Genomic DNA, 23390 nt, shown 5'->3' with positions numbered 1-23390 from the left:
CGGTTGCAAAGCGTTGACGTTGCTTCCATCCTAGCCACCGGTGAATGAAGGAGCTGCACAGATCCATGACGTTGGTGCGTAAAGGCGGCGCAGGCAGGAACGGAAGCATGGAGCGGCTCAATGCGATGCCGCTGCGCTATGGCGATGACCCTTATGTGTGGGCCTGCTGGCTCTATTACGAAGACGGAATGACTCAGGGCGAGATCGCCGATGCGATGGGGGTATCGCGCGCCACCGTCAACAACTACCTCGCCGACGCGCGCGAGAAGGGCATCGTCAAGATATCCCTGGAGCCGGCCCGTCTCGCATCGCTCACCGTCGCACAGCAACTCAAGAGCCATTTCGGCCTCCTGGATTGCCTTGTGGTGCCGAGCGATGAAAGCGGACGGTCGCTGATCGACAGGCTGGGCGCCGCCGGTGCCCAGGCGCTGCCCAACCTGCTCAAGGCCGGCGATACCGTGGCTGTCGCCTGGGGACGGACGGTGCTCGCGATCGGTGAGCACATGAAGGGCAGCACGCTTCAGGATATGACGGTCGTGCAGGCGACCGGCGGAATGAACGCCAGCTTTGCCTATACGCCCGAGCTGTGCGCTGCGAAGATCGCCGATGCGCTCGCAGCGCGCTGCGTGAACCTGACGGCGCCTGCCATTGTCGCCACGGCGGAGTTGCGCCATCTGCTGCTCGACGAGCCACTGCTCAAGGAGCAGTTTTCCACGCTCGATCAGGCCAACCGCATCGTTTTCGGCGTATCGTCCCTGCGTCCCAACTCCACCATTCACACCAGCGGCCTGCTGGAGCCGGCCTCGCTGCAGCATTACCTCGCGCATGGTGTCGCCGGTGTCGTCGCCGGGCGTTTCATCGATGAAAAGGGCCGGCCGGTTCCAGGCCCGCTCGATGAGCGCACCATCGGCATTTCCCTCGACGCGCTGCGGCGGATCGGTACGCGCATCGGCGTCGCCGGTGGTTTCGATAAGGTTCCGGCCCTGCTCGCGGCCTTGCGGGGCGGTTATATCAATGTGCTGGTCACCGATGCGGAAACCGCGCAAGGGATATTGCGGGCGGACGGCGCGACGAGCCTTAACGACAAGCCGCAGCAGCGGCCGAAGGCCCGCGAGCCGGCAGGCTTCTACCGGACGCAGGTCAAGAAGTTCCTGAACAGGCCGGACGACGTCGTCGAGGAGATGATGGACGGTTTTCTGAAGGCGCACGATAAGTATATCCGGCCGATCGACGGCTCCCACCGCGCGCTCGTCGCGCGCGATGGCCCGAGGACGGGCAAGGTCGGCCTCGTGATCGGCGGTGGCGCAGGCCACGAGCCCTGTTTCGCCGGCTATGTCGGCAAGGGGCTTGCCGATGCGGTGGCGGTCGGTAACATCTTCTCCTCACCCCCGCCCGATCCCATTCTGCGCTGCGCCGTCGCCGCCTCCGGCGATGCCGGCGTGCTTTTCGTCTACGGCAACTATGCCGGCGACGTCATGAATTTCGAAATGGCCGCGGAACTGGCGATGGAGAAGGGCATCGCGGTGCGGACGGTGCTGACCACGGACGATGTGGCATCGTCTTCGCGGGAAGACCGTGACGGTCGGCGCGGCGTTGCCGGCAGTTTCTTCATTTTCAAGATCGCGGGGGCCGCCTGCGATCGCGGCCTGACGCTAGATGCATGCGAGGCGGTCACGAGAAAGGCGAATGCGCGCACCTATACGATCGGCGTCGCTCTCGAATCCGGCTCCATGCCGCAGACGCGCCGGCGCAACTTCGACATCGGGCCGGACGATATGGAGATCGGCATGGGCATCCACGGCGAGCCGGGTGTGTCGCGTGAGCGCATGCGCGCGGCCGATGAAATCGTCGATTCTGTGATCGACAGGATTTTCTCGGAAATGAAGGCCGGGCCGGGCGAACGGGTGGCCGTTCTCGTCAATTCCTTCGGAGGCACGCCGATGATGGAACTTTATATTCTTTACCGTCGCGTGGTACAGCGGCTGGCCGCCAAGAAGATCGATATCGAGGCGAATTGGATCGGCCATTATTGCACGTCGCTGGATATGGTGGGAGCGTCGATTTCCATCATCCATCTCGACGAGGAACTGACTGATCTGCTCTCGCATCCGTGCGAAACAAGTGCGTTGCGCATCAACGGATAGGTGTCGCAGGTTCTGGCCACGGGTATGATGTGATCCTGTAATACTGGGAGGATTGAATGTCGGAAAGCCCGGCAAGCCGTTTGGCAAGAATGTTTGAAATGATATCGCGGGCGATCGAGGATGAAAGGGATCATCTTTCCGAGCTGGATGGCGCGATCGGTGATGGAGACCACGGGATCACGATGTCGATCGGCTTCGTCGCCGTCCATGGAGCGCTTTCGAAACTCGACCTCGATCGGAGCAGCCTTTCCGATGTCATGTCGACCGCTGCCACTGCCTTCCTGAATGCCGTCGGCGCGTCGTCCGGCCCGCTGTATTCCACTGGCTTCCGCCGGGCGGCACAGGCGCTGGCCTCTCACGCGGTGCTGGATACAAAAGCCTGCGCCGATATTATCGACGGCATATCCCGCGGGATAGCCGAGCGCGGCAAGGGGCAGCGCGGCGACAAGACCATGCTGGATGTCTGGCTTCCGGCGGCCGATGCGGCGGGCAACGCGGTCGCCCGGAATAAAACCGCAGACGCTTTCTGGGCGGATGTCATCGCCTCGGCCGACAACGGTGCCGCCGCAACACGGTCGATGATCGCGACGAGGGGTCGGGCCGCCAAGCTGCGGGAACGTTCGCTCGGCCACATGGATCCCGGCGCAGCCTCGGCCGCCGTGATGATCCACGCCATGGCCGAGGCGATAAGGCTATAGGGATGGCGGTCGGCCGGAATAGACGAGATCGGCGAAGTAAAATTCGGCCACCCATTTTTCTTTTGCAACAAGCGCAGGAGAGGCGAGGGGGATATTTACCGTGGACTTATATCTGAAGGTGCGTCTGGTGTTTTTGAAGGGATGAGGAAGCGCCAGGCGGCGAAGCATTTCAACACCTCCCGCTTTACGGCGGTCGCGCTCTGCGGCAGCAGACCTAATCGGCGGGCGACATCTCTTGCTGGCCGATGGCCTTGCCGTCGAGGATGACAGTGCCGGCGGAAGCAGGGTGGACTTGCCGCAGGCATTCGGCCCGGCGATGACGGTGAATGAGCCGTCGGCAATGCTGGCGGAAAGGCCCTGCGAGATCGTGCGCTCGTCGTAGTGTAGTTTCAGGTCGCAGCCATGCAGGCGGACGGTGGGCGTGTTCTCAGCCTTGCCGGTCATTTCCGGCTCTCCCTTGCGATGAGCCAGAGGAAATAGAGGCCGCCTATGTCGGGTCACGACAAGCGCTCCGCTATAGGAGCTTGCCGCACAGCCGTTAATATCGGGTGCGTCCATTGGACGGTGACCGGAATAACCTTCCGCTCATTCTCAGCGCATCGCCCGGAGCAAAGCCGGGGCCATCCGCGTCGCTATTGGGGCGCACGGTTGCGGGCGCGGAACGTGGCCGGCATGGTCCAGTTCGGTTCATGCCCAAGCAGCTTCTGGAAGAAGCCCGCCGCGAACGCCGTGTCTTCCGCGGCGTTTTCCTTGAACGAGTACCAACTGCGCAGGTCGTCGACCATGCGGTCGATCTCGCGGCGGGTGTGAAATTCCTCGTCCAGCGCCTTGGCATGTACGGCAAGGCAGAACATCGTACAAACATAGCCTTCCGGCCAGAATTCCGCCGGTGGATTGCCGTCGACGTTGTCGGGCGGGCAAAGCGCCTTCAGCGGCATGTCGGCGATAAGCTCGCGCAGCACGAGCGACGGCACGAAATCGAAGAATTCCTCGCGCTCCGACCGGGCGCCGGGCTTCTGCGCCTCGATCGACTTCAGCCACCGGACGAAGATTCCGGCGAGCCTGTGCTCGTCGACGGCGAATGTGCAGCCCATCGTCTCGCCGCAGTGGCGCGCGGTCGCCTCGAAGGCGGCGCGGAACCAGTGCAGCCGGCGCACGGCCTGCCGCAACGGCTGGTTCGACGGCGGTAATGCCGCGACGAGTTCGGCAAGGTCAAACATGGGCGGAGTACTTTTCGAGCAGGAGCGAAGCCCGGGCCGGATCCCCGGTCGCAAGGGCGGCAAGAATCTCGCTCTGAAGCGCGGCGCAGAGGTCGGCCGCACTCTCCGCAAGCGTCTCCCGCAGGGCGGCTTGCCTGCGGGCCGCAAGCGTCGCCAAAAGCGCCGAGAAGAGTGCAAGCCGCTCCTTGGGCGCGCCGACACGGTCGAGAAGGCCAACTAGGATCGCTGATGCCCGGTCGGCATCGATCGTTTCGTCTTGCGCGACGAAGGCCGGGGCGGCCGATGCGAGCAGTCCGGACGGGTCGGTGACGCCAAGACGCCGCGCGGTAAGGGAGAGCAGGAAGGCCGCCTCCGCCTCGGCCTGCGAGGGTGCCCGCCTGTGCGGCGCATATGCTTCGCCGCGCTGCGGATCGTCCCCGAACACCCGGTCGGCGACGCCCGACAAAAGCCCGTCGATTCCGTTCGCCACGGTTGTGATGTGGCGCAGCATGTGGAGCGCCGGGCGGGATATGGGCCCAGGCAGCGCCGTCGCCATTTCCGTCTCCAGCCGGCCATGCCTGTCGCGCAAAGCCCGCTTCACGCTGCGAAACGCGGCGCGAAGCGGCGGGATCTCGGAAAATGGCAATCGCGTCTGGGCCATGGAAGTTTACCTTTTCGCCGCCGTTTCAAGCCGGTTGAAAGGCGTTTGCCGCATTTAATTTGAACAAACAGATGCGAGCAGGATCATATGTTTGACCGTCCTGCGGTGTCAAGGCGTTCCCGGTGGCTTCGCGCATTGAAGTGGCTAGAACAATCGTGATACAAAAAAGAATAATGTGCACTACCGGAGATTAAAACTCCGATGGTGCCGGGCGGCCCGGCGCGACACGCTTGCGGGCCTGGCAGGTTGAACGGCGGGTCTCGCCGTCATGGAGGTGGCATGAACCAGATCGTCGGCGGGCCTGTTGTGCAGAGCGAGGCCGATCGGCTGCGCGCACGCGTGGCCTGGCTCTATCATGTGGAGGGTCACACCCAGAACGAGATCGCCAACCGCCTCGGCATCAACCGTGTCATGGTCGTGCGCATGCTCGCAGAGGCGCGTCGCCGAAACGAGGTGCGGATTTCGATCACATCCCCGCTTTCCGAACTGGTCGCGCTTGAGCGGGCTATCGAGGCGGCATTCGATATCCGCCGGGTGGTCATTGCCCCCTTCGCTGAAGAGGGCGGCGATCCTGCGCAGGTGATCGCCGCTGCGGCGGGGGCGCATATTTCCGGTTTGATGGCGCCCGGCATGACCGTCGGGGTGGGGTGGGGAACGACCCTCTACAACACGCTCCCCTTCATAGCCGGCGGCGCGCTCGAGGATTTCCGCGTGATCTCGCTGCTCGGCGGTATCTCCGCGGCGCGGCGCTTCAACCCGGCGGAATTCGCCTGGCAGTTCGCCGAGCTTTTCCGCGGCGAGGGCTATCTCGTGCCCGCGCCGGCCGTTGTCGACAGCCCGGAGACGAAGCATGCGCTGCTGGAGCGGTGTGGCCTGGCGGCGATCTTCGAGATGGCGGACAAGCTCGACGTGGCGCTTCTGTCCGTCGGCGGGATCGCAAATCTCACCACCAGCTATCGCACCGGCTACCTGACGGAGGCCGACCGCCGGTCCCTGGTGGAAGCGGGCGCCGTCGGCGACGTTCTTTATAATTTCATCGATGCCGAAGGGAATGTGCTCGATCACGAGGTGAACGAGCGGGTGATCTCCGTTGCGCTGCCGCGCCTGCGGCGGACGCCGGAGCGCATCCTCGTCTCCGGCGGCAGGGAAAAGCGCATCGCCATCCGCGCCGCGCTGCGGACCGTCGCGCCGACCACCCTCATCACGGACGAGCAGACGGCCAGCGCCCTCCTGGCGGGATAGGCTCTCCCGATCCGGCGCTGCAAATCCCCAAGCCGGTGCGGCCTTTCCGGACGCGCCGGTTTTTTGTATCACCGCATGAACAAAAAAAATTATAAAATCAGGCTTGTACAAATGAATTTGGGAGAGCTATCCCGGCTTTGCGTCGCGGGCGGAGGCGTCGACTGTGTGAAATTCCATTGAAAAAATAGAGAAATTTCTATGGGCCGATAGCGATTTGCAGCTCTCTGTGCGTTGTCTTGTCTAGAACATTCACATTGACATAATCACAAATGTGCAATAGACGAGAGCAAAGTCAATCGGGAGGAATGGAATGTCCATCAATGTCGCCCCCACGGGTCTTGCGCGCGATCTGCTGGCGCGTGCGGATACCGGCAAGCCCATCCGGATCGGCCTCATCGGCAGCGGCGAGATGGGCACCGACATCGTCACGCGCGTCGCCCACATGCCGGGCATCGAGATCGGCGCGATCTGCGACCTCAATATTGCCCGTGCCCGCGGCGCGGTGGACATCGCCTACCGTGCGCAGGGCCATCACCGCGACGCCTCCGGCACCGACGAGCTCAACGCGGCCATGGAACAGGGCAAGATCGCGATCACCTCGGATTCCGGTGCGATCCTCAACAGCGGCCTGATCGACGTGGTGATCGATGCGACGGGCGTGCCCGCCGTCGGTGCGGAGATCGGCCTGTCGGCGATGGAGCACGGCAAGCACCTGGTGATGATGAACGTGGAGGCGGACGTCACCATCGGCGCCTATCTCAAGAGCGAGGCCGAGCGCCTCGGCGTGACCTATTCGCTCGGCGCGGGCGACGAGCCGTCCTCCTGCATGGAACTGATCGAGTTCGTGACGGCGATGGGCCACACCATCGTCGCCGCCGGCAAGGGCAAGAACAATCCGCTGAATGTCGATGCGACGCCGGACCGGTATGCCGAGGAGGCGAACCGCCGGAACATGAATGTCCGCATGCTGGTCGAGTTCGTCGACGGTTCGAAGACCATGGTCGAGATGGCGGCGATCGCCAACGCGACCGGCCTCGTGCCCGACAAGCCCGGCATGCACGGCCCGGCGGCGACGCTCGACCAGCTTTCCTCCACCCTGGTTCCGGAAAAGGACGGGGGCGTCCTCTCGAAGGTCGGCGTCGTCGACTATTCCATCGGCAAGGGCGTCGCGCCCGGTGTGTTCGTGGTCGCCGACATGTCGCATCCGCGCATTTCCGAGCGCATGGAGGACCTGAAGATGGGCAAGGGGCCTTATTTCACCTTCCACCGGCCCTACCATCTCACCTCGCTCGAGGTGCCGCTGACCTGCGCCCGCGTGGTGCTCTACGGCAAGCCGGACATGGTGCCGCTTTCAACGCCCGTCGCGGAGGTCTGCGCCGTCGCCAAGAAGGACATGGCCCCCGGCGAAAGTCTCGATGCGATCGGTGAATATTGCTACCGCGCCTGGATCATGACCGCGCCGGAAGCGCGCGCCGCGAACGCCATTCCCTGCGGCCTGCTGCAGGGCGGCGTCGTCACCGCGCCGATCCGCAAGGGCGACCTCATCACCTACCGGAACGCCTCCGTGGCGCCCGGCTCGCGCATCGCGGCGCTCCGCGCCCGGCAGGATGCGCTCGTCTACGGCAAGGAGGCTTGATCATGGCGGACCACGCCCGTGCCCTGAAGGCTGAACCCGACAGCAGCAATCTGCCCTTCATCTATCGCGAATACGGCCGCGAGCAGTTGATGGATGCGCTGCGCAGGATGCATCTCATCCGCCAGTTCGAGGAAGGCGCCGAGGAAAGCTACATGCGCGGCCTCATCCACGGCACCATGCACCTGTCAATCGGGCAGGAGGCGAGCGCCATGGGCATCTGCATGCCGCTCACCGTGGAGGACCAGATCACCTCCACCCATCGCGGCCATGGCCATTGCATCGCCAAGGGCGCCGACGTGGCGCGCATGTTCGCCGAATTCTTCGGCAAGACCACGGGCTATTGCGCCGGCCGCGGCGGCTCCATGCACATCGCCGACGTGACGACCGGCAATCTCGGCGCGAACGGCATCGTCGGCGGCGGCCTGCCGATCGCCGTCGGGGCGGCGCTGACCGCCAAGCGGCTGAAGACCGGCAAGGTCGTCGTCTGCTTCTTCGGCGACGGCGCCAACAACGAGGGCGCCTTCCATGAATCGCTGAACATGGCGGCGGTCTGGTCGCTGCCGGTCATCTTCGTGTGCGAGAACAACGGCTACGGCATGTCCACCTCGACCGCCCGCTCCACGGCGGTCGCCAATATCGCCGACCGCGCGCCGGCCTACGGGATGCCGGGCGTCATCGTCGACGGCAACGTGCTGTCCGACGTCGCGGAAGCGACGCACAACGCCGTCCAGCGCGCGCGCCGGGGCGAGGGGCCGACGCTGATCGAGACCAAGACCTATCGCTATCGCGGCCATTCCAAGAGCGACCGCAACCGCTACCGCACCAAGGACGAGATCGAGGACTGGATGACCAACCGCGATCCGATCGCCCGCTACGAGGCCCAGCTCCAGGAGTTCGGCATCGCCTCGCCCGAGCAGATCGAGGCGGTGCGCGAGGCGGTCCGGCAGGAAATCGCCGCCGGCATCGAATTCGCCAAGGACAGCCCGATGCCGGAGATTTCCGGCCTCGCCGACAATGTTTATACCGAAGGGGCGTGAGATGAACGCGGTGCCGAGGGAACTGAGCTACTCGCAGGCGATCCAGGAAGCCATGGCGCTCGCCATGGAGGCGGACGAGCGAGTCATCCTGATGGGCGAGGATATCGGCGTCTATGGCGGCGCCTTCCAGGTGACGGGCGACCTGATCGAGCGTTTCGGCCCGGACCGGGTCATGGACACGCCGATCTCCGAGCTCGGCGGCGCCGGCGTCGCGGTGGGCGCGGCGGTGACGGGCCTGCGGCCGATCTTCGAATTCCAGTTCTCGGATTTCGCGGCGCTCGCCATGGAGCAGATCGTCAACCAGGCGGCCAAGATGCGCTACATGCTGGGCGGGGCGGTCTCCGTGCCTGTCGTCATGCGCTTTCCGGCCGGGTCCGGCACGGGCGCGGCGGCCCAGCACAGCCAGAGCATCGAGGCCTGGCTCGGGCATGTGCCCGGCCTCAAGGTCATCCAGCCCGCCACGCCGTATGACGTCAAGGGCATGCTGTTGGCCGCGGTCGCCGATCCCGATCCGGTGATGATCTTCGAGCACAAGCTGCTCTACAAGATGAAGGGACCGGTCCCCGAGGGCTATTACACCGTTCCGCTCAACAAGGCGGAGGTGCGCCGCGAGGGCTGCGACGTGACCATCGTGGCAACCTCCATCATGGTGCACAAGGCGCTCGAGGCGGCGGAAAAGCTTGCCGAAGAGGGCATAAGCGTGGAGGTCGTCGACCTCCGCTCGATCCGCCCCATCGACCGCGAGACGGTCATCGCCTCGGTGAAGAAGACCTCCCGCCTGATCTGCGTCTACGAGGGCGTGAAGACGCTCGGCATCGGCGCGGAGATATCCGCCATGATCGCCGAGAGCGAAGCCTTCGACTATCTCGATGCGCCGATCGTGCGCCTCGGCGGCTCGGAAACGCCCATCCCCTACAATCCGGAGCTGGAAAAGGCCGCCGTGCCGCAGATGCCGGACATCCTCGCAGCCGCGCGCGACCTCGTCAGGGGAGTGCGCTGACATGGCGAGCGAAGTGATCATGCCCAAGGTCGACATGGACATGGCGACCGGAAAGATCTCGAAATGGTTCTTCTCCGAAGGGGACCAGGTGAAGAAGGGCGACGTGCTCTTCGAGATCGAGACCGACAAGGCGGCGATGGAGATCGACGCGCAGGCCGACGGCACACTGCGCAACGTGACGGGCAGGGAAGGGATCGACATACCCGTCGGCTCCCCCGTCGCCTGGATCGTCGCCGCCGGCGAGGACGTGCCGGATGCAGCCGCGCCGCCCGCGGCGGAGGCCAAGGCCGAACCTGCCGCCGCGCCGGCTGATGCCGCGCCCGTTGCCCCCGTCGTTTCCAAGGCCGATAGCGCCGGCGGTGCCGTGAGGGCGACGCCGCTCGCCCGCCGGCTTGCCCGGGACAAGGGCCTCGACCTTTCCGGTCTTTCCGGCTCCGGTCCGCATGGCCGCATCGTCGGCGCCGACGTGCTTGCCGCGGGCGCAGCGCCTGCGGCCGCATGTGCCGCTCGCAGCGCTCCGGCGCCTGCCGTGCCCGCGCCCGGCCCGGACGCCGCGCTCAAGCATTTCCCGGATGATTCCTACACGCTTCAGGCCCATACGGGCATGCGCCGCACCATCGCGCGCCGGCTGGTGGAGGCCAAGAGCACGGTCCCGCATTTCTATCTCACGGCGGACTGCCGGCTCGATGCGCTCCTGACGCTGCGCACGGAGCTGAACGCGGCCGCACCCTCGGTAGACGGAGCGCCGGCCTACAAGCTCTCCGTCAACGACATGGTCATCAAGGCCTATGCGCTGGCGCTTGCCGCAACGCCGGACGCCAACGTCTCCTGGACGGAGGAGCAACTGGTCCGCCATCGCTTCGTCGATGTCGGCGTCGCGGTCTCCGTGCCGGGCGGGCTGATCACGCCGATCATCCGTCATTCGCAGGCCAAGTCCCTCTCGGCCATCTCGAACGAGATGAAGGATCTCGCCGCCCGTGCGCGCGCCGGCAAGCTCAAGCCCGAGGAATATCAGGGCGGCACGGGCGCCGTCTCCAATCTCGGCATGTTCGGCGTCAGGGAATTTGCGGCGATCATCAACCCGCCGCACGCCACGATCCTCGCCGTCGGCGCGGGCGAGCGCCGGCCGGTCGTTTTGCAGGACGGCAGCATCGCCGCCGCCACCGTGATGAGCGTGACGCTTTCCACCGACCACCGGGCGGTCGACGGCGCGCTGGGCGCCGAGCTGATCGGCCGCTTCCGCGTCTTCATCGAAAACCCGATGTCGATGCTGGTCTAGAGCAATTCCAGCAAAAGTGCGCAGCGGTTTTGCGTCCGGAATTGCGTGGAAACAAAAGGATAGAGCGTTTTTGCGATTCGAAGAAAAGCGGAAATGCTCTAGCCGTCCCGACCGTTTGACAACGTTTCCTCCCGCGACTTGGGGAAGTGGCCATGCGCCTGAAGGCGATGACGCTTCCCCTTCTTTTTTGAAGGAACATCCATGGCTTCTTCCTACGACGTCATCATCATCGGCTCCGGCCCCGGCGGCTATATCGCGGCGATCCGCGCCGCCCAGCTCGGCCTGAAGACGGCCATCGTCGAGCGCGAGCACCTCGCCGGCATCTGCTCCAACTGGGGCTGCATCCCGACCAAGGCGCTGCTGCGCTCGGCGGAGATCTTCCACTATGCCCGGCATCCTGATGATTACGGCGTGAAGATCGACGGCACGGTGACGGCGGACCTTGCCGCCATCGTCGCCCGCTCGCGCGGCATCGCCCAGCGCATGAATGCCGGCGTCGGCTTCCTGATGAAGAAGAACAAGGTCGACATCATCTGGGGCGAGGCCAAGCTGACGAAGCCCGGCGAGATCGTGGTGTCCAGGACGACCAAGGCGATCCAGCAGCCGCAGGCGCCGCTGCCGAAGACCGTGCTGCCCGAAGGCACCTACACCGCCAAGCACATCGTCATCGCCACCGGCGCGCGCCCGCGCGCCCTGCCGGGCATCGAGCCGGACGGCAAGCTGATCTGGACCTATTTCGAGGCGATGAAGCCTGAGGCGCTGCCGAAGTCGCTGCTCGTCATGGGCTCGGGCGCCATCGGCATCGAGTTCGCCTCCTTCTACCGCACGCTCGGCGTCGAGGTGACGGTCGTCGAGGTGATGAAGACGGTGATGCCGGTCGAGGACGCGGAGATCTCGGCGCTCGCCAAGAAGCAGTTCGAAAAGCAGGGCATGAAGATCCACCTGGAGGCCAAGGTCGCCAGGGTGGAGAAGGGCGCCAATTCCATCACCGCCCATGTCGAGATGAAGGACGGCAAGGTCGAGAAGATCACCGCCGACCGGATGATCTCCGCCGTCGGCGTGCAGGCGAACATCGAGACGATCGGCCTTGAGGCGCTCGGCGTGAAGACCGACCGCGGCTTCATCGCCATCGACGGTTACGGCAGGACGAACGTTCCCGGCCTCTACGCCATCGGCGACGTCGCCGGTCCCCCGATGCTCGCCCACAAGGCCGAGCACGAGGCCGTCATCTGCATCGAGAAGATCGCCGGCCTGCCGAACGTCCACCCGATGGACAAGTCGAAGATCCCCGGCTGCACCTACTGCCACCCGCAGGTCGCCTCGGTGGGCCTGACGGAAGCCAAGGCCAAGGAGCAGGGCCGGGACATCCGCGTCGGCCGCTTCCCCTTCGTCGCCAACGGCAAGGCCATTGCACTGGGCGAGGACCAGGGCCTCGTCAAGACGATCTTCGACAGGAAGACCGGCGAACTGCTCGGCGCCCACCTCGTCGGCGCGGAAGTGACCGAGCTCATCCAGGGCTTCGTCATCGCCATGAACCTGGAGACGACGGAGGAGGAACTGATGCACACGATCTTCCCGCACCCGACGATCTCCGAGACGCTGAAGGAAAGCGTGCTGGATGCCTATGGGCGTGCATTGAACGCCTAACGGCGCGGTTCCCGCCGGCTGCGGTGACGGCCGGCGGGGGAGGGATCAGAGGGCGATGTGATTGCGGGCGGCGGCGGCGCGGCTCGCCTCACGCTCCCTGAGGATGCGGTCATCGCCCCAGCCGAGGGCCTGCCCGGCAACATGCGCCACCTCGTCGAGGACATCGCCCGTCAGGGCGCCCGAAAGGGCGATGTCGGTCCGGCGGAAGAGCACGTCCTCCAGCGTCTCGACCTTCTCGCGCCGGCAGAGGAAGGCGATTTCCTCGCCGGCATAGGCGGGAAGCGAAGCGAGCGGCGTCAGGCGCCCGCCGGCCTGCGCAAGCATGGTGCGTGCGCCGGTGCCGTAGCGGGCGAGCAGTCGCCGGCAGGTCTCCGGCGGCGCGGAAAACCGGGCTGAAAGCTCTGCCGCCGCCGCCTCGAAGGCGTCCGGTTTCGCCGGGAAACCGTTTCCTCCGCCGATGGCGAGCCGTTCGGTGCCGATCCGCCGTTCCCGCCCGGTCATGGCGAGGATCCGGTCTGCGGCTTCCTCGGCGAAACCGCGGAAAGTGGTCCACTTGCCGCCGATCAGCGACAGGACGGGCAGGCCGAGGCCGGGAATGCGGTCTTCGGCGATGGAATGGTCGCGGCTGACCTCGCCGGGCGCGAGCCCTTCCGAGCGCGGCAGCGGGCGCACGCCGCACCAGGTGAGCGCGATCTGGTCGGGCGTGACGGCAATGTCCGGGAAGACCTCGGAGATGACGGCGGCCATGTAGCCCATCTCCGCCTCGCTGCAGTGCGCCGCATCCGGGTCCGGTTCGGGAATGTCCGTCGAGCCGATCAGCACATTGCCCATCAAGGGATAGAGCAGGTTCACACGCCCGTCGGCCGAGCCGAAATAGACCATGCGGCCGCGCAGGGCATCGTGCAGGCGGCGGTTGCGCACCACCAGATGCGAACCCTTGTTGCCGCCCATGTGCCGGGACGGGATGCCGAGCGCGGCGTTGACCTTGTCGATCCACGCGCCGCCGGCATTGACGACGATGTCGGCGCTGACGTCGCGGGAAAGCCCGCTGATGCGGTCCCTGACCCGCAGCCGGCCGTCGACGAGCGCCACCTCGGCATAGTTCAGCGCCCGCGCCGCCGGATTGGCCGCCTCGCCGTCGAGGATCAGTTCCAGGCCCAGCCGCTCGGCATGGGTGATGTGCGCCTCGTAATAGAGCCCGACGGCGCGGATGGACGGGTTGAGCTCGGGCATCAGGGCGAGCGCCTTGCGCCGCCCCATCATGCGATGGTTGGGCATGGTGCGGAAGTGCCGCCCGAAGAGGTCGTAGAGCAGGAGCCCCGCCCGGGTGATCAGCGCCCCGCGGTCGGCAAGCTTCGCCTTGAGGCCGAGGAAGCGCCGGACGGAGGGAATGATGCCGCCGAACACCGAGCCGACCGGCAGCACGGTTTCGAGAGGCTTGACGTAATGGGCTGCGTTGGAGAGCAGCAGGTTGCGCTCGCGCGCCGACTGCGCGACGAGCCGGAACTCACCGGTCTCCAGATATTTGATGCCGCCATGCATCAGCCGCGAGGAGGCCGCGCTCGCTCCCGAGCAGAAATCGCCCTTCTCCACCAGCAGGACGTCGACGCCCTGTTCGCACAGATCGCGGAAAAGGCCGCAGCCGTTGATGCCGCCGCCGAGAATGAGGACCGTGGCATGCTCCGGCAGGCCGAGGAGGCGCGCGGCGGTGTCAGGCATTGAGGATCGCGACCTTGATGGCATCGCCCCGTTCCGCGGTCTCGAGCGCGGTCGCTATCTCCTCGAGCGGGAAGCGGTGGGTCAGCATGCTTTCCACTTCCAGCCGCCCGGAGGCGATCATGGCCAGCGCCTTTTCGAACTGCAGCCGGTCGAGCCCGAAGGAGCCGGTGACGATGATCTCGTTGTAGTGGATGGCGTTGACGTCGAGCGTCGCCGTCTCCCCCGCGGAGAAGCCGGCGAACAGGCTGACCGCGCCGCGGTGGCGCACGAGGCCGATCGCGTCGTTGGCAAGCCGCGGCACGCCGATCGCGACGATGACCTTGTCGGCGCCGAGCCCGTCCGTCTCGCGCAGCACGATGGCTTTCAGGTCTTCCGATGCCGGATCGACGACGACATCCGCACCGGCCGCCAGCGCCGCCGCCCGCCGCCCCGCGCTCGGCTCGGAGACGATGATGCGCGCGGCGCCGGAAAGGCGGGCGAGCTTGACATGCAGCAGGCCGATCGGTCCGCAACCGAGGATGACCACGCGGTCGGCAATGCCGACGCCGATGCGCTCCTGCCCGTTCAGCACGCAGGAAAGCGGTTCGATGAGCGCGGCCTTTTCCCATGACAGCCCCGCCGGCAGCTTGAACACGTTGCCCGAAAGGACCGCCTGTTCGGGAATGCGGATATATTCGGCGAAGGCGCCATCGATCTCGTATCCGATGGCGATCTGGTTCTTGCAGATGTTCTCGTAGCCCCGGATGCAATGGGCGCAATGCCCGCAGGGTATGGCCGGACAGACGGCGACCGCATCGCCGCAGGAAAACCCGCCGTGCCCGCCGGTCTCCACCACTTCGCCGGAGAATTCATGGCCGAGGATCGAGGGGTAGCGGATGCCGGCCGTCTTCCGGCCCCGGAAGATGCGGATATCGGTGCCGCAGACGGTCGCGGCCTTCACGCGGATCAGGAGATCGCCCGGCTTCAAGGCCGGATCGCCGACCGTTTCGAAATCCAGCCGGTTCGGCGCCTTCAATAGTCCAGCCTTCATCGTTTCCGCTCCGTGAATGCACAATAATGAAATTACAATTACAAAAATACAGAGCGGTTTGTCCAGTCCTGCCGCGGGAAATGTTGCGGGTGGAGGTCACGCCTCGCGGCAGTTTTGATGAGGGCTCCAAATAAAATGGAGAAAAAACAGTTGGTTAAATCCGATACCATTTCGCCGCACGCTTCACCGTTGACAGACAACGGGAAATGCACAAAGATAAAAAGACCGGAATAAATGTTCGAATTCAGCCTTCGGGCTCCACGAGCATGCCGGGGAACCCGTTCGGGGTTCCCCGGCGGCATTCCGCGCAAACGTGGTTTACGGGTGCCGGACGCCCTGTCGGCCGGCCAATCGAGATTGGGAGGATTATCGATGAAACTGAACCGAATGCTGATGAGCGCTGCCCTCTTGTCGCTTGCGGCCGGCGGTGCCGCGCAGGCACAGAGCCAGCAGGACCTGATCAAGCCGATCGACAAGGAGCTGACCTTCGTCTACATCCCGAAGGTCATCCATCCCTGGTACGACGTCGTGGCCGAAGGCGCGAAGTTCGCCGCCGAAGAGCTTGCCAAGTCCGGCATCAAGGTCAACGTCATCTGGGACCAGCCGCCGCAGGCGGACGTGGCGGACCAGAACCAGCGCATCGAGACCAATATCGGCCGCAAGCCCGACGGCCTGGCCGTCGCCTGCCTCGACCAGGCGACGAACGTGCAGCTCCTCGGCGAAGCGCGCAAGGCCGGCGTCAACGTCATCACCTTCAACTCGTTCTGCGACGATGCCTTCCCCTTCGTGGGCCCGAAGAGCAGCTACCAGGACGGCTTCGATCTCGGCGAGTTCCTCGCCAAGACGCTCGACGGCAAGGGCAAGATCGGCATCCTCGCCGGCAGCCTTACGGCCTCCGACCACGTCCAGCGCATCGAGGGCTTCAAGAAGGCGCTGGAAAGCCATCCGGACATGCAGATCGTCTTCGAGCAGCCCGACAACGACGTGCTGGAGGATGCCGTCACGCTGACGGAGAACGCATTGCAGGCCAATCCCGACATCGCCGGCATCTTCGGCTCGAACGCCTCCAACCCGATCGGCGCGGCCCGTGCCGTGAAGAATGCCGGGCTGGCCGGCAAGGTCGCCATCGTCGGCATGGACGACTTGCCGGAAGCCGTCGATGCGGTATGCGACGGGACGATCACCGCCCTGAAGGCCCAGCGCCAGTGGGACATGGGCTACTGGACGGTGAAGTATCTCGTGGCGATGAACGAGAACCACACCTACCCGATGTTCCACGACACCGGCTCGCGCTTCATCACGAAGGACGACTGCAAGTAAGCATGCAGGCGAGGATGCGGGGCCGCCTTCGGCCCCGCATTTTCCGCTTTGGGAGGAACGGCTATGAGCATGGCTATTTTCGAGGCCGTAGACGTTGCAAAGTCATTCGGCGTCATCAGGGCGCTGAAGGGCGTCTCCGTCGGCATCAGGGCCGGGGAGGTGCACGCCATCATCGGCGAGAACGGCGCGGGCAAGTCCACGCTGATGAGCATCTTCTGCGGCAAGGCCCCGCCGACCACGGGCGAGCTGCGGCGCAACGGCAAGCCGGTCCAGTTCCATCGGCCGCTGGATGCGCAGCAGGCCGGCATTTCCATCGCCCCGCAGGAAATCAACCTCGTTCCCGACCTCACGGCGGCCGAAAACATCATGCTCGGCGCGCACCGGCGCGGCCCGCTCGGCATCGACTGGAAGGCGACGCGCGCGCTGGCGAGCGAGCACCTGCTCAAGATCGATCATTCCATCGACCCGGCCACGCGGGTGTCCGCGCTCAGCAAGGCGCAGCAGCAGCTCGTGCAGATCGCGCGCGCGGCGGCGACCTCGGCCGATATTCTCATCCTGGACGAGCCCACCGCGACGCTCACCTCGCGCGAGACCGAAAAGCTGTTTGCCTATATCCGCGCCTTCCGCGCCGCCGGCGGCTCGATCTTCTACATCTCCCACCGGCTGGACGAGATCCTGGAGCTTTCCGACCGCATCAGCGTCCTGCGCGACGGCGCCTTCGTCTGCGAGCTCGACCCGAAGACGACGACCAAGGAGGAGATGGTGCAGGCCATGGCCGGCCGGGCGATCGGCAAGGGCAATCCGGCGCCGCATGTCCAGCTGGAAAACCGCGAGGTCGTGCTCTCCGTGCGCGGGCTGACGCGCCAGGGCGAATTCGAGGATGTGTCCTTCGACCTGCACCGCGGCGAGATCCTCGGGGTCTCGGGCCTCGTCGGCGCGGGGCGCACCGAGGTCGCCAAGTGCATCTTCGGCCTCACGCGGGCGGATGCGGGCAGCGTCGAACTGTTCGGCGAGCGGCTCGACAACCGCAGCCCGCTGGCGTCCATCGCCAAGGGCCTCGTCTACCTGCCGGAGGAACGCAAGCAGGAGGGGATCTTCCCCTTGCTGTCCATCTCGGAGAACATGGCGATGCCCTCGCTCGGGCGCTATGGCGGGCTCCTGCGCCTGCGCAACGGCGACATGATGAAGGAGGTCGACGGTTTCGTCAGCCGCCTGCGCATCAAGCTCGGGTCCACCGGCGATCCGATCACGTCGCTTTCGGGCGGCAACCAGCAGAAGGTGATCATCGGCCGCTGGCTGATGAAGAATGCCCGCGTGCTGATCATGGACGAGCCGACGCGCGGCATCGACGTCGCCGCCAAGTTCGAGATCCAGCAGGAGCTGCGCCGGTTCACCGACCGGGAGAACCTGTCCATCATCTTCATTTCCTCCGAGCTCGAGGAGGTCCTCGACGTCTCGGACCGCATCCTCGTCATGCATGAGGGCCGGGTGAAGGGGATGCCCACGGCTGCCGAAGCCACCCAGGAATCCCTGCTCCAGCTTGCGATGAGCTGAGCCGGCGCGACAGCACACAGAAAAGGTTGACGACCATGAGTGAGAACACGATGTCCGATGGCGCGATCCGCAAGAACGACCGCCGGCCGAGCCTTGTCGCCCGCTTCTGGCGCTGGGAGGCGAGCGGTATTACCGTGGCGCTGATCGCGCTGATGGTGGTCCTGTCGCTGGCGGCCGACAACTTCTTCTCGTCCTACAACATGTCCGTGGTGGCGCGGCAGGCGGCCTTCGTCGGCCTCGTCGCGCTCGGGCAGACGCTCGTGCTTCTCGTCGGCGGCATCGATCTTTCCGTCGGCGCGGCGGCCGGGCTTTCGGCCATCGTCGGCGCGATGATGCTCAACATGCTGGGCATCCATCCCTATCTCGTCATTCCCCTGACGATGCTCTTCGGCCTGTCGCTCGGCTTCATCAACGGCTTCTTCGTCGCGGGCCTCAGGCTCAATCCCTTCATCGTCACGCTCGCGACCTGGGAAATCTTCGCCGGCATGACGATGGTGCTGACCAAGGGCTATCCGATCCGGCCGCTCGGCGAACAGTTCGGCTTCTTCGGCAAGGGCGAGATCCTCGGCGTCCCGGTGCCGGTTCTCATCTTCCTTTTCGCCGGCGTGGTCCTCATCTGGATGCTGACCCAGACGCGGTTCGGCCGCAACATCTTCGCCGTCGGTGGAAACCGGGAGGCGGCCGTCCTCGTCGGCATCCGCGTTAAGCTGGTCGAGTTCCTGGTCTTCGGGCTTGCCGGCATGTTCGCCGCGCTCGCCGGCATCCTCTTTGCGAGCCGCATGGATGCGGGCCAGCCCTCGGTGGGCGAAGGCTGGCTGATGGGCGCCATCACCGCCGCAATTCTGGGTGGCACGAGCCTGCGCGGCGGGCAGGGCTCCATCGTCGGCACGATGCTCGGCGCCATGCTGCTGACGGTCCTTGCCAACGGCACGGTTCTGCTGAACGTCTCCGGCTTCTGGCAGCGGGTGATCGTCGGTTGCGTGGTGCTGATCGCCGTCCTCGTCGATCTCTTCCGGCGCAAAAACTGAGGGTTGTTGGCAACCGGCCCTTGTGGCGCATGGAAAAACGTCCGGGCCTGCTCTATAGGTGGGGCATCTGATGTCTTGGAGAAGCGACGACCGTGTCCGACCTGTCCGATGATCTGCGCACGAGGGCGGCCTGGCTCTACTACAAGGAAGGCATGACGCAGGACCAGGTGGCGCAGGAGCTTGGCCTCAACCGCGCCAAGGTGCTGCGCATGCTGGCGGCCTCCCGCCTCGACGGCACGGTGCAGATCCGCGTCCTGTCCAAGCAGAGCAATTGCGTCGCGCTGGAACGGGAGCTGGAGAAGAAATACAATCTCGAGCGCGCGATCGTCGTGCCCGTTCCCAAGCAGACGGAGCAGCTTCCCGAGATCATCGGCGGCGTGCTCGGCGAATATGTCACCGATCTGCTCAAGGAGAACATGATCATCGGCCTCGGCTGGGGCAAGACGCTGAGCTCCTGCCTGCCGGCGATCCCGCAGCAGGCGGACGCGCACATCTCCGTCGTGTCGCTGCTGGGCGGGCTGACCCGCGTCAGCGCCTTCAACCCGTCCGAATTCGCCTGGCGCCTCGGCGACCGCCTTGCCGCGGAAGCCTATCTCATCGCCGCGCCGGTCTTCGCCCCGGACGAGCGCACCCGCGACGCGCTGCTGACCCATCCCGGCATCCGCGAGGTCTTCCGCCGCTCGGAAAACCTCGACGTCGCCATCGTCAGCGTCGGCGACCTCTCGCCCGGCTCCACCTTCAGCCGCTACGGCCTGCTCGAGCGCGACGAGCTTATGTCGCTGCAGAAGGCCGGCGCGGTCGGCGACATCCTCTGCCGCTTCATCGATGCCGATGGCGAGATCATCGACCACGAGGTCAACCGCCGCGTCGTGGCCGTCGACCCGCGTTCGCTGCGCACGGCGCGCAAGGTCGTGCTCGCCTCCGGCGGCTGGCATAAATATGCGGCCTTCCGCGGCGCGCTGAAGCTGCTGTCGCCGCATGTGGTCCTGACCGATATCGAGATCGCCCAGCGCCTCATCGACGAGTGACGCGCGCCATTTCGGCGCCAAGGCCGAACGCCTCGCCAGCCTCCCGCCAATTGCCGAAGACGCGATGGGCGCCGGCTTCCAACAGCAGCGCGCCATGCCCGGGCGGCAGATGCCGCCCGCCCGTGAAGCCGATGGCATGCATGCCGGCCGCCCGGGCCGCGATGATCCCGTAGATGGAATCCTCGAAAACCACGCATTGCGCCGGCGCCGCGCCCATGCAGGCGGCCGCGTGGAGGAAAAGGTCCGGCGCCGGCTTTCCCGCCTTCACCATCGTCGAGCTGAACACCGCCTCGCCGAAGCGCTGCGTGAGGCCCGTCAGGGAAAGGCTGAGCGCGATGCGCTCCGGCGCCGACGAGGAGGCGACGCAGCGCCTTGCCGGCAGCGCATCGAGAAGCCTGTCGATCCCCTCGATCGCGACGAGCTCCGCTTGAAGGAGCGTACGGATTTCCTCCCACAGGTCGCCCGCATGTTCGGGCGGAAAGACCTGGCGGGTCGCCGCGCCGATGGACTGGAAGATGTCGGCCTGCTTCATGCCGAAGCATTTGGCGACGTCGCTCTCCTCGATGGCGAGCCCGTGGCGGGCATAGGCCCGCACATAGGCGCGCACCGACAGGATCTCGCTGTCCACGAGTACGCCGTCACAATCGAAGATGAAGAGTTCCGGATGTGTCATGGCGAACCGTTCCTGCCTTCCATATGTTCTCGCATGTGCGAACAAAATTTAATGACTGTAATCAAAAGTACGTATCCGATTGCTTTTGTATGGTGCCGCTTTGCACGCCGTGGTGGCCCCGAACTTTGAAATTTCCCATTGAATTTGATGGAGTGTGCCGTTCTTTTCCTTGGATTCGTTGATTTTCGGTTTTGGCGTCACTTCGCTGCCGGAGTGAACTTTTCGTACGAGCCGTTGACAATCTGTTTGTACAGTTGTAAATACTAACTCGTTAATGTTCAAGCAGGTCGGGAGGAAGACTTGGTCGAGATCTATGATCATGAGGGCAAGGCGGTGAAGCACGGGCGCGCCCGCGTCAACGGCATCCGCATGCACTATGTGACGGCGGGGGAAGGCGAGCCGCTGCTTCTTCTGCACGGTACGCCCAAGACCCATTTCTACTGGTATCGCCTGATCCCGCTCCTGACCCCGCATTTCCGCGTCGTGGCGCCCGACCTGCGCGGCTTCGGCGATACCGACAAGCCGCCGGCGGAGGAGGGCTACGACAGCCGCACCAATGCCCGCGACATGGCGGAGCTGATGACGCAGCTCGGGCACGAGACCTTCCACCTGCACGGCGAGGACCGCGGCGCGGAATTCGCCTATGTTCTGGCCGCCAGCGAGCCGGATCGCGTGCGCACCCTCTCCTTCGCCGAGATGCTCCTGTCGGGGCAGGGCTTGGAGGAATGGTCGAATTTCACGCCGGAGAAGGTGTCCTCGCAGTTCCGCATGGCGGGCGTCTGGCTCTGGCACATCCCCTTCTTCTGGATCCCCCACCTGCCGGAAATGCTGATCTCCGGCCGCGAGCGCGAGTTCTGGGAGTTCTGGATCAAGGCGGAGACCTGGAACCCGAATGCCATCGCCGACGAGGCGATCACCGAATGGATCGCCCGCCTTTCGGCGCCCGGCGGCCTGCGCGGCTGCCTGGAGACCTACCGGGCCGGCCTCAAGAACGCCCGCATCAACGACGAGCTGATCAAGACGAAGCTGACGATGCCGGTGATGACCCTCGGCGCGCCGGAATTCTTCGGCGAGCTGGTCAGGGACCAGATGGAGCGCGTCGCCGAGCGCGTCGTCAAATCCGACGTGTTCGAGGAATGCGGCCACAGCCTTGCCCTCGAGGCGCCGGACCGCCTGGCGTCCGCGCTGCTCGATTTCATCCGCGAAAACGGGTGACGAAGGGCCGGCAACGCCGGCCCCTGCCAGCATTCTTTCCGCTGCCTCGGGGAGAGGTGGCCGTAACCTTGGGAGGAGAACCAAGCAATGTCCCTGCATGTCCTGAAGAAAGCCCTCGTGACCATGGTGGTCGCGTCCCTGCCGATGGCGGCGCTCGCCGACAACACGGAAGGGGTCAAGCACCCGCTCTGGTACAAGGAGCCGTCGGAAAAGACGATGAAGCTCGCTGCGATCGACGACCTCACCGACGTGGTGGTCTCCGACGGCCAGCGCGGCGAGGAAGGCTTCCCCGCCTCCAGGATCGCCATCACCGACGAACAGCTCGCCAAGATCAAGGCCGGCAACTTCACCGTCGCCATCTCCATGGGCTGGCTGGGCGACGACTGGGCCTCCCAGCAGCTCATCGGCCTCAAGGAGAATTTCGAGAAGCTCGGCATCAAGGTCGTCGCCGAGACCAATGCCAACTGGGACGACGCCAAGCAGATCGCCGACCTGGAGGCCATCTCCGTCCTGAAGCCCGACCTTCTGGTCTCCATCCCGCTCAACGGCAAGACGACGGCCAGCGCCTACAAGCGCCTCTCGGAGGCCGGCACCAAGGTGGTCTTCATCGACCAGGCCGTGGAAGGCATGGATCCGGGCAAGGACTATGCGGCGATCATCTCGTCCGACAATCTTGCGCTCGGCATGTATCTCGCCGACCTTCTGGCCGAATCGATCAACTACAAGGGCAATGTCGCGGCGCTCTATTTCGCCAACGACTTCTACGTGACGAACCTGCGCTATGAGGGCTTCATCGCCCGCCTGCGCGCCAAGTACCCGGACGTCAAGCTCGTCGCCGCCGCCGGCCACGACGACCCGAACAAGGGCCAGGAAGTGGCGCAGGGCGTGCTCGCCCGCTACCCGGATATCGACGGCATGTATGCGAGCTGGTCGATCCCGGCCATGGGCGCGGTGACGGCCGCCAATGTCAACGGCCGCACGCCGTCCGACTTCAAGATCGTCAACGAGAACTTCGACCAGATCGTCGCGCTCAACATGGCGCAGAACGGCTTCATCGCCGGCATCTCCTCGCAGCGTCCCTACGACCAGGGCACCGCGGAAGCCAAGATCGGCGCGCTGACGCTGATCGGCGAGACGGTTCCGCCCTATGTGGTCGTGCCGCCGCTGGCCGTGAAGCGCGCCAACCTGCCGCAGTCCTACAAGACGATCTACCGGATCGATCTGCCGCAGGAAATGAGCTCGGCGCTCTCGCAGTAAAAGAACCGGCAGGACGGAGGGGC

The 23390-nt window shown here is 65.2% G+C and carries 20 protein-coding genes; 14 read left to right on the top strand and 6 right to left on the bottom strand.

Going from position 1 to position 23390, the window contains the following annotated elements:
- Positions 1–65 precede the first annotated feature (65 nt).
- Entirely contained in the window at positions 66–2144 is a 2079-nt protein-coding gene (locus tag L0976_RS15675; protein WP_234188224.1) for a bifunctional sugar-binding transcriptional regulator/dihydroxyacetone kinase subunit DhaK, read from the top strand.
- 56 nt (positions 2145–2200) lie between these two features.
- Positions 2201–2842, top strand: coding sequence for a dihydroxyacetone kinase subunit DhaL (dhaL, locus tag L0976_RS15670; RefSeq protein ID WP_234188223.1), 642 nt, complete (start codon positions 2201–2203; stop codon positions 2840–2842).
- On the opposite strand, the gene L0976_RS15665 is transcribed toward dhaL, so the two are convergent.
- The 3 genes from L0976_RS15665 to L0976_RS15655 all read right to left on the bottom strand — a co-directional run bounded on the left by L0976_RS15665 (position 2837) and on the right by L0976_RS15655 (position 4702).
- Positions 2837–3286 carry a hypothetical protein gene (locus L0976_RS15665; protein WP_234188222.1) on the bottom strand — a complete coding sequence of 150 codons (450 nt, stop codon included), beginning with the start codon at positions 3284–3286 and terminating at the stop codon, positions 2837–2839. The two genes, dhaL and L0976_RS15665, sit on opposite strands and share 6 nt — an antisense overlap.
- A gap of 188 nt (positions 3287–3474) precedes the next feature.
- On the bottom strand, positions 3475–4062 hold the full coding sequence (locus tag L0976_RS15660) for a hypothetical protein (RefSeq protein ID WP_234188221.1): 588 nt from the start codon (positions 4060–4062) through the stop codon (positions 3475–3477).
- Positions 4055–4702: a hypothetical protein gene (locus L0976_RS15655; RefSeq protein ID WP_234188220.1), complete on the bottom strand. Its 648-nt coding sequence runs from the start codon at positions 4700–4702 to the stop codon at positions 4055–4057. The genes L0976_RS15660 and L0976_RS15655 overlap by 8 nt, the downstream gene beginning before the upstream one ends.
- A 279-nt stretch (positions 4703–4981) precedes the next feature.
- Here L0976_RS15655 and L0976_RS15650 point away from each other — a divergent pair, with 279 nt between their 5' ends.
- The 6 genes from L0976_RS15650 (at position 4982) to lpdA (ending at position 12543) form a co-directional block, all read left to right on the top strand.
- Positions 4982–5944, top strand: a complete 963-nt coding sequence (locus L0976_RS15650; protein WP_234188219.1) for a sugar-binding transcriptional regulator — start codon at positions 4982–4984, stop codon at positions 5942–5944.
- Positions 5945–6254: 310 nt separating this feature from the next.
- Positions 6255–7580, top strand: a complete 1326-nt coding sequence (locus tag L0976_RS15645; protein ID WP_203317744.1) for an NAD(P)H-dependent oxidoreductase — start codon at positions 6255–6257, stop codon at positions 7578–7580.
- Between the two features lie 2 nt (positions 7581–7582).
- Positions 7583–8617 (top strand): thiamine pyrophosphate-dependent dehydrogenase E1 component subunit alpha, encoded by a 1035-nt coding sequence (locus L0976_RS15640; protein ID WP_234188218.1) that lies wholly within the window; start codon positions 7583–7585, stop codon positions 8615–8617.
- Position 8618: 1 nt separating this feature from the next.
- Entirely contained in the window at positions 8619–9617 is a 999-nt protein-coding gene (locus L0976_RS15635) for an alpha-ketoacid dehydrogenase subunit beta (protein WP_234188217.1), read from the top strand.
- Position 9618: 1 nt separating this feature from the next.
- A complete protein-coding gene (locus L0976_RS15630; protein WP_234188216.1) occupies positions 9619–10896 on the top strand; it encodes a pyruvate dehydrogenase complex dihydrolipoamide acetyltransferase in 1278 nt (425 codons plus the stop codon).
- A 201-nt stretch (positions 10897–11097) separates the two neighbouring features.
- Positions 11098–12543 (top strand): dihydrolipoyl dehydrogenase, encoded by a 1446-nt coding sequence (lpdA, locus tag L0976_RS15625; RefSeq protein WP_234188215.1) that lies wholly within the window; start codon positions 11098–11100, stop codon positions 12541–12543.
- Between the two features lie 45 nt (positions 12544–12588).
- Here lpdA and L0976_RS15620 read toward each other — a convergent pair whose 3' ends face one another.
- Together L0976_RS15620 and L0976_RS15615 are read right to left on the bottom strand one after the other, a co-directional pair.
- Positions 12589–14262 carry a glycerol-3-phosphate dehydrogenase/oxidase gene (locus tag L0976_RS15620; RefSeq protein WP_234188214.1) on the bottom strand — a complete coding sequence of 558 codons (1674 nt, stop codon included), beginning with the start codon at positions 14260–14262 and terminating at the stop codon, positions 12589–12591.
- A complete protein-coding gene (locus L0976_RS15615; RefSeq protein ID WP_234188213.1) occupies positions 14255–15292 on the bottom strand; it encodes an alcohol dehydrogenase catalytic domain-containing protein in 1038 nt (345 codons plus the stop codon). The genes L0976_RS15620 and L0976_RS15615 overlap by 8 nt, the downstream gene beginning before the upstream one ends.
- A gap of 372 nt (positions 15293–15664) precedes the next feature.
- Between L0976_RS15615 and L0976_RS15610 the strand changes: the two genes are divergently transcribed.
- From L0976_RS15610 to L0976_RS15595, 4 genes are all read left to right on the top strand, one after another.
- Entirely contained in the window at positions 15665–16612 is a 948-nt protein-coding gene (locus L0976_RS15610) for a substrate-binding domain-containing protein (RefSeq protein ID WP_234188212.1), read from the top strand.
- 63 nt (positions 16613–16675) lie between these two features.
- Positions 16676–18166, top strand: coding sequence for a sugar ABC transporter ATP-binding protein (locus L0976_RS15605; RefSeq protein ID WP_234188211.1), 1491 nt, complete (start codon positions 16676–16678; stop codon positions 18164–18166).
- A gap of 35 nt (positions 18167–18201) precedes the next feature.
- Positions 18202–19194 (top strand): ABC transporter permease, encoded by a 993-nt coding sequence (locus L0976_RS15600; protein WP_233290699.1) that lies wholly within the window; start codon positions 18202–18204, stop codon positions 19192–19194.
- Between the two features lie 92 nt (positions 19195–19286).
- A complete protein-coding gene (locus L0976_RS15595) occupies positions 19287–20222 on the top strand; it encodes a sugar-binding transcriptional regulator (RefSeq protein WP_234188210.1) in 936 nt (311 codons plus the stop codon).
- Here L0976_RS15595 and L0976_RS15590 read toward each other — a convergent pair.
- The gene (locus tag L0976_RS15590) at positions 20209–20895 is read right to left on the bottom strand and encodes an HAD family phosphatase (RefSeq protein ID WP_234188209.1); all 687 of its coding nucleotides are present in this window, start codon (positions 20893–20895) and stop codon (positions 20209–20211) included. The genes L0976_RS15595 and L0976_RS15590 overlap by 14 nt on opposite strands.
- 300 nt (positions 20896–21195) lie before the next feature.
- Between L0976_RS15590 and L0976_RS15585 the strand changes: the two genes are divergently transcribed.
- A complete protein-coding gene (locus tag L0976_RS15585; protein ID WP_234188208.1) occupies positions 21196–22110 on the top strand; it encodes an alpha/beta fold hydrolase in 915 nt (304 codons plus the stop codon).
- A gap of 87 nt (positions 22111–22197) precedes the next feature.
- Positions 22198–23367: a substrate-binding domain-containing protein gene (locus L0976_RS15580; RefSeq protein ID WP_234188207.1), complete on the top strand. Its 1170-nt coding sequence runs from the start codon at positions 22198–22200 to the stop codon at positions 23365–23367.
- The last annotated feature ends 23 nt before the right edge of the window (positions 23368–23390 follow it).

The organism is Shinella sp. NM-101 (assembly GCF_021401195.1).
In the GTDB taxonomy this organism is placed as follows: domain Bacteria; phylum Pseudomonadota; class Alphaproteobacteria; order Rhizobiales; family Rhizobiaceae; genus Shinella.
Note: the sequence above shows the minus strand (reverse complement) of the source record. Positions and strands in the feature narration are given on the sequence as shown.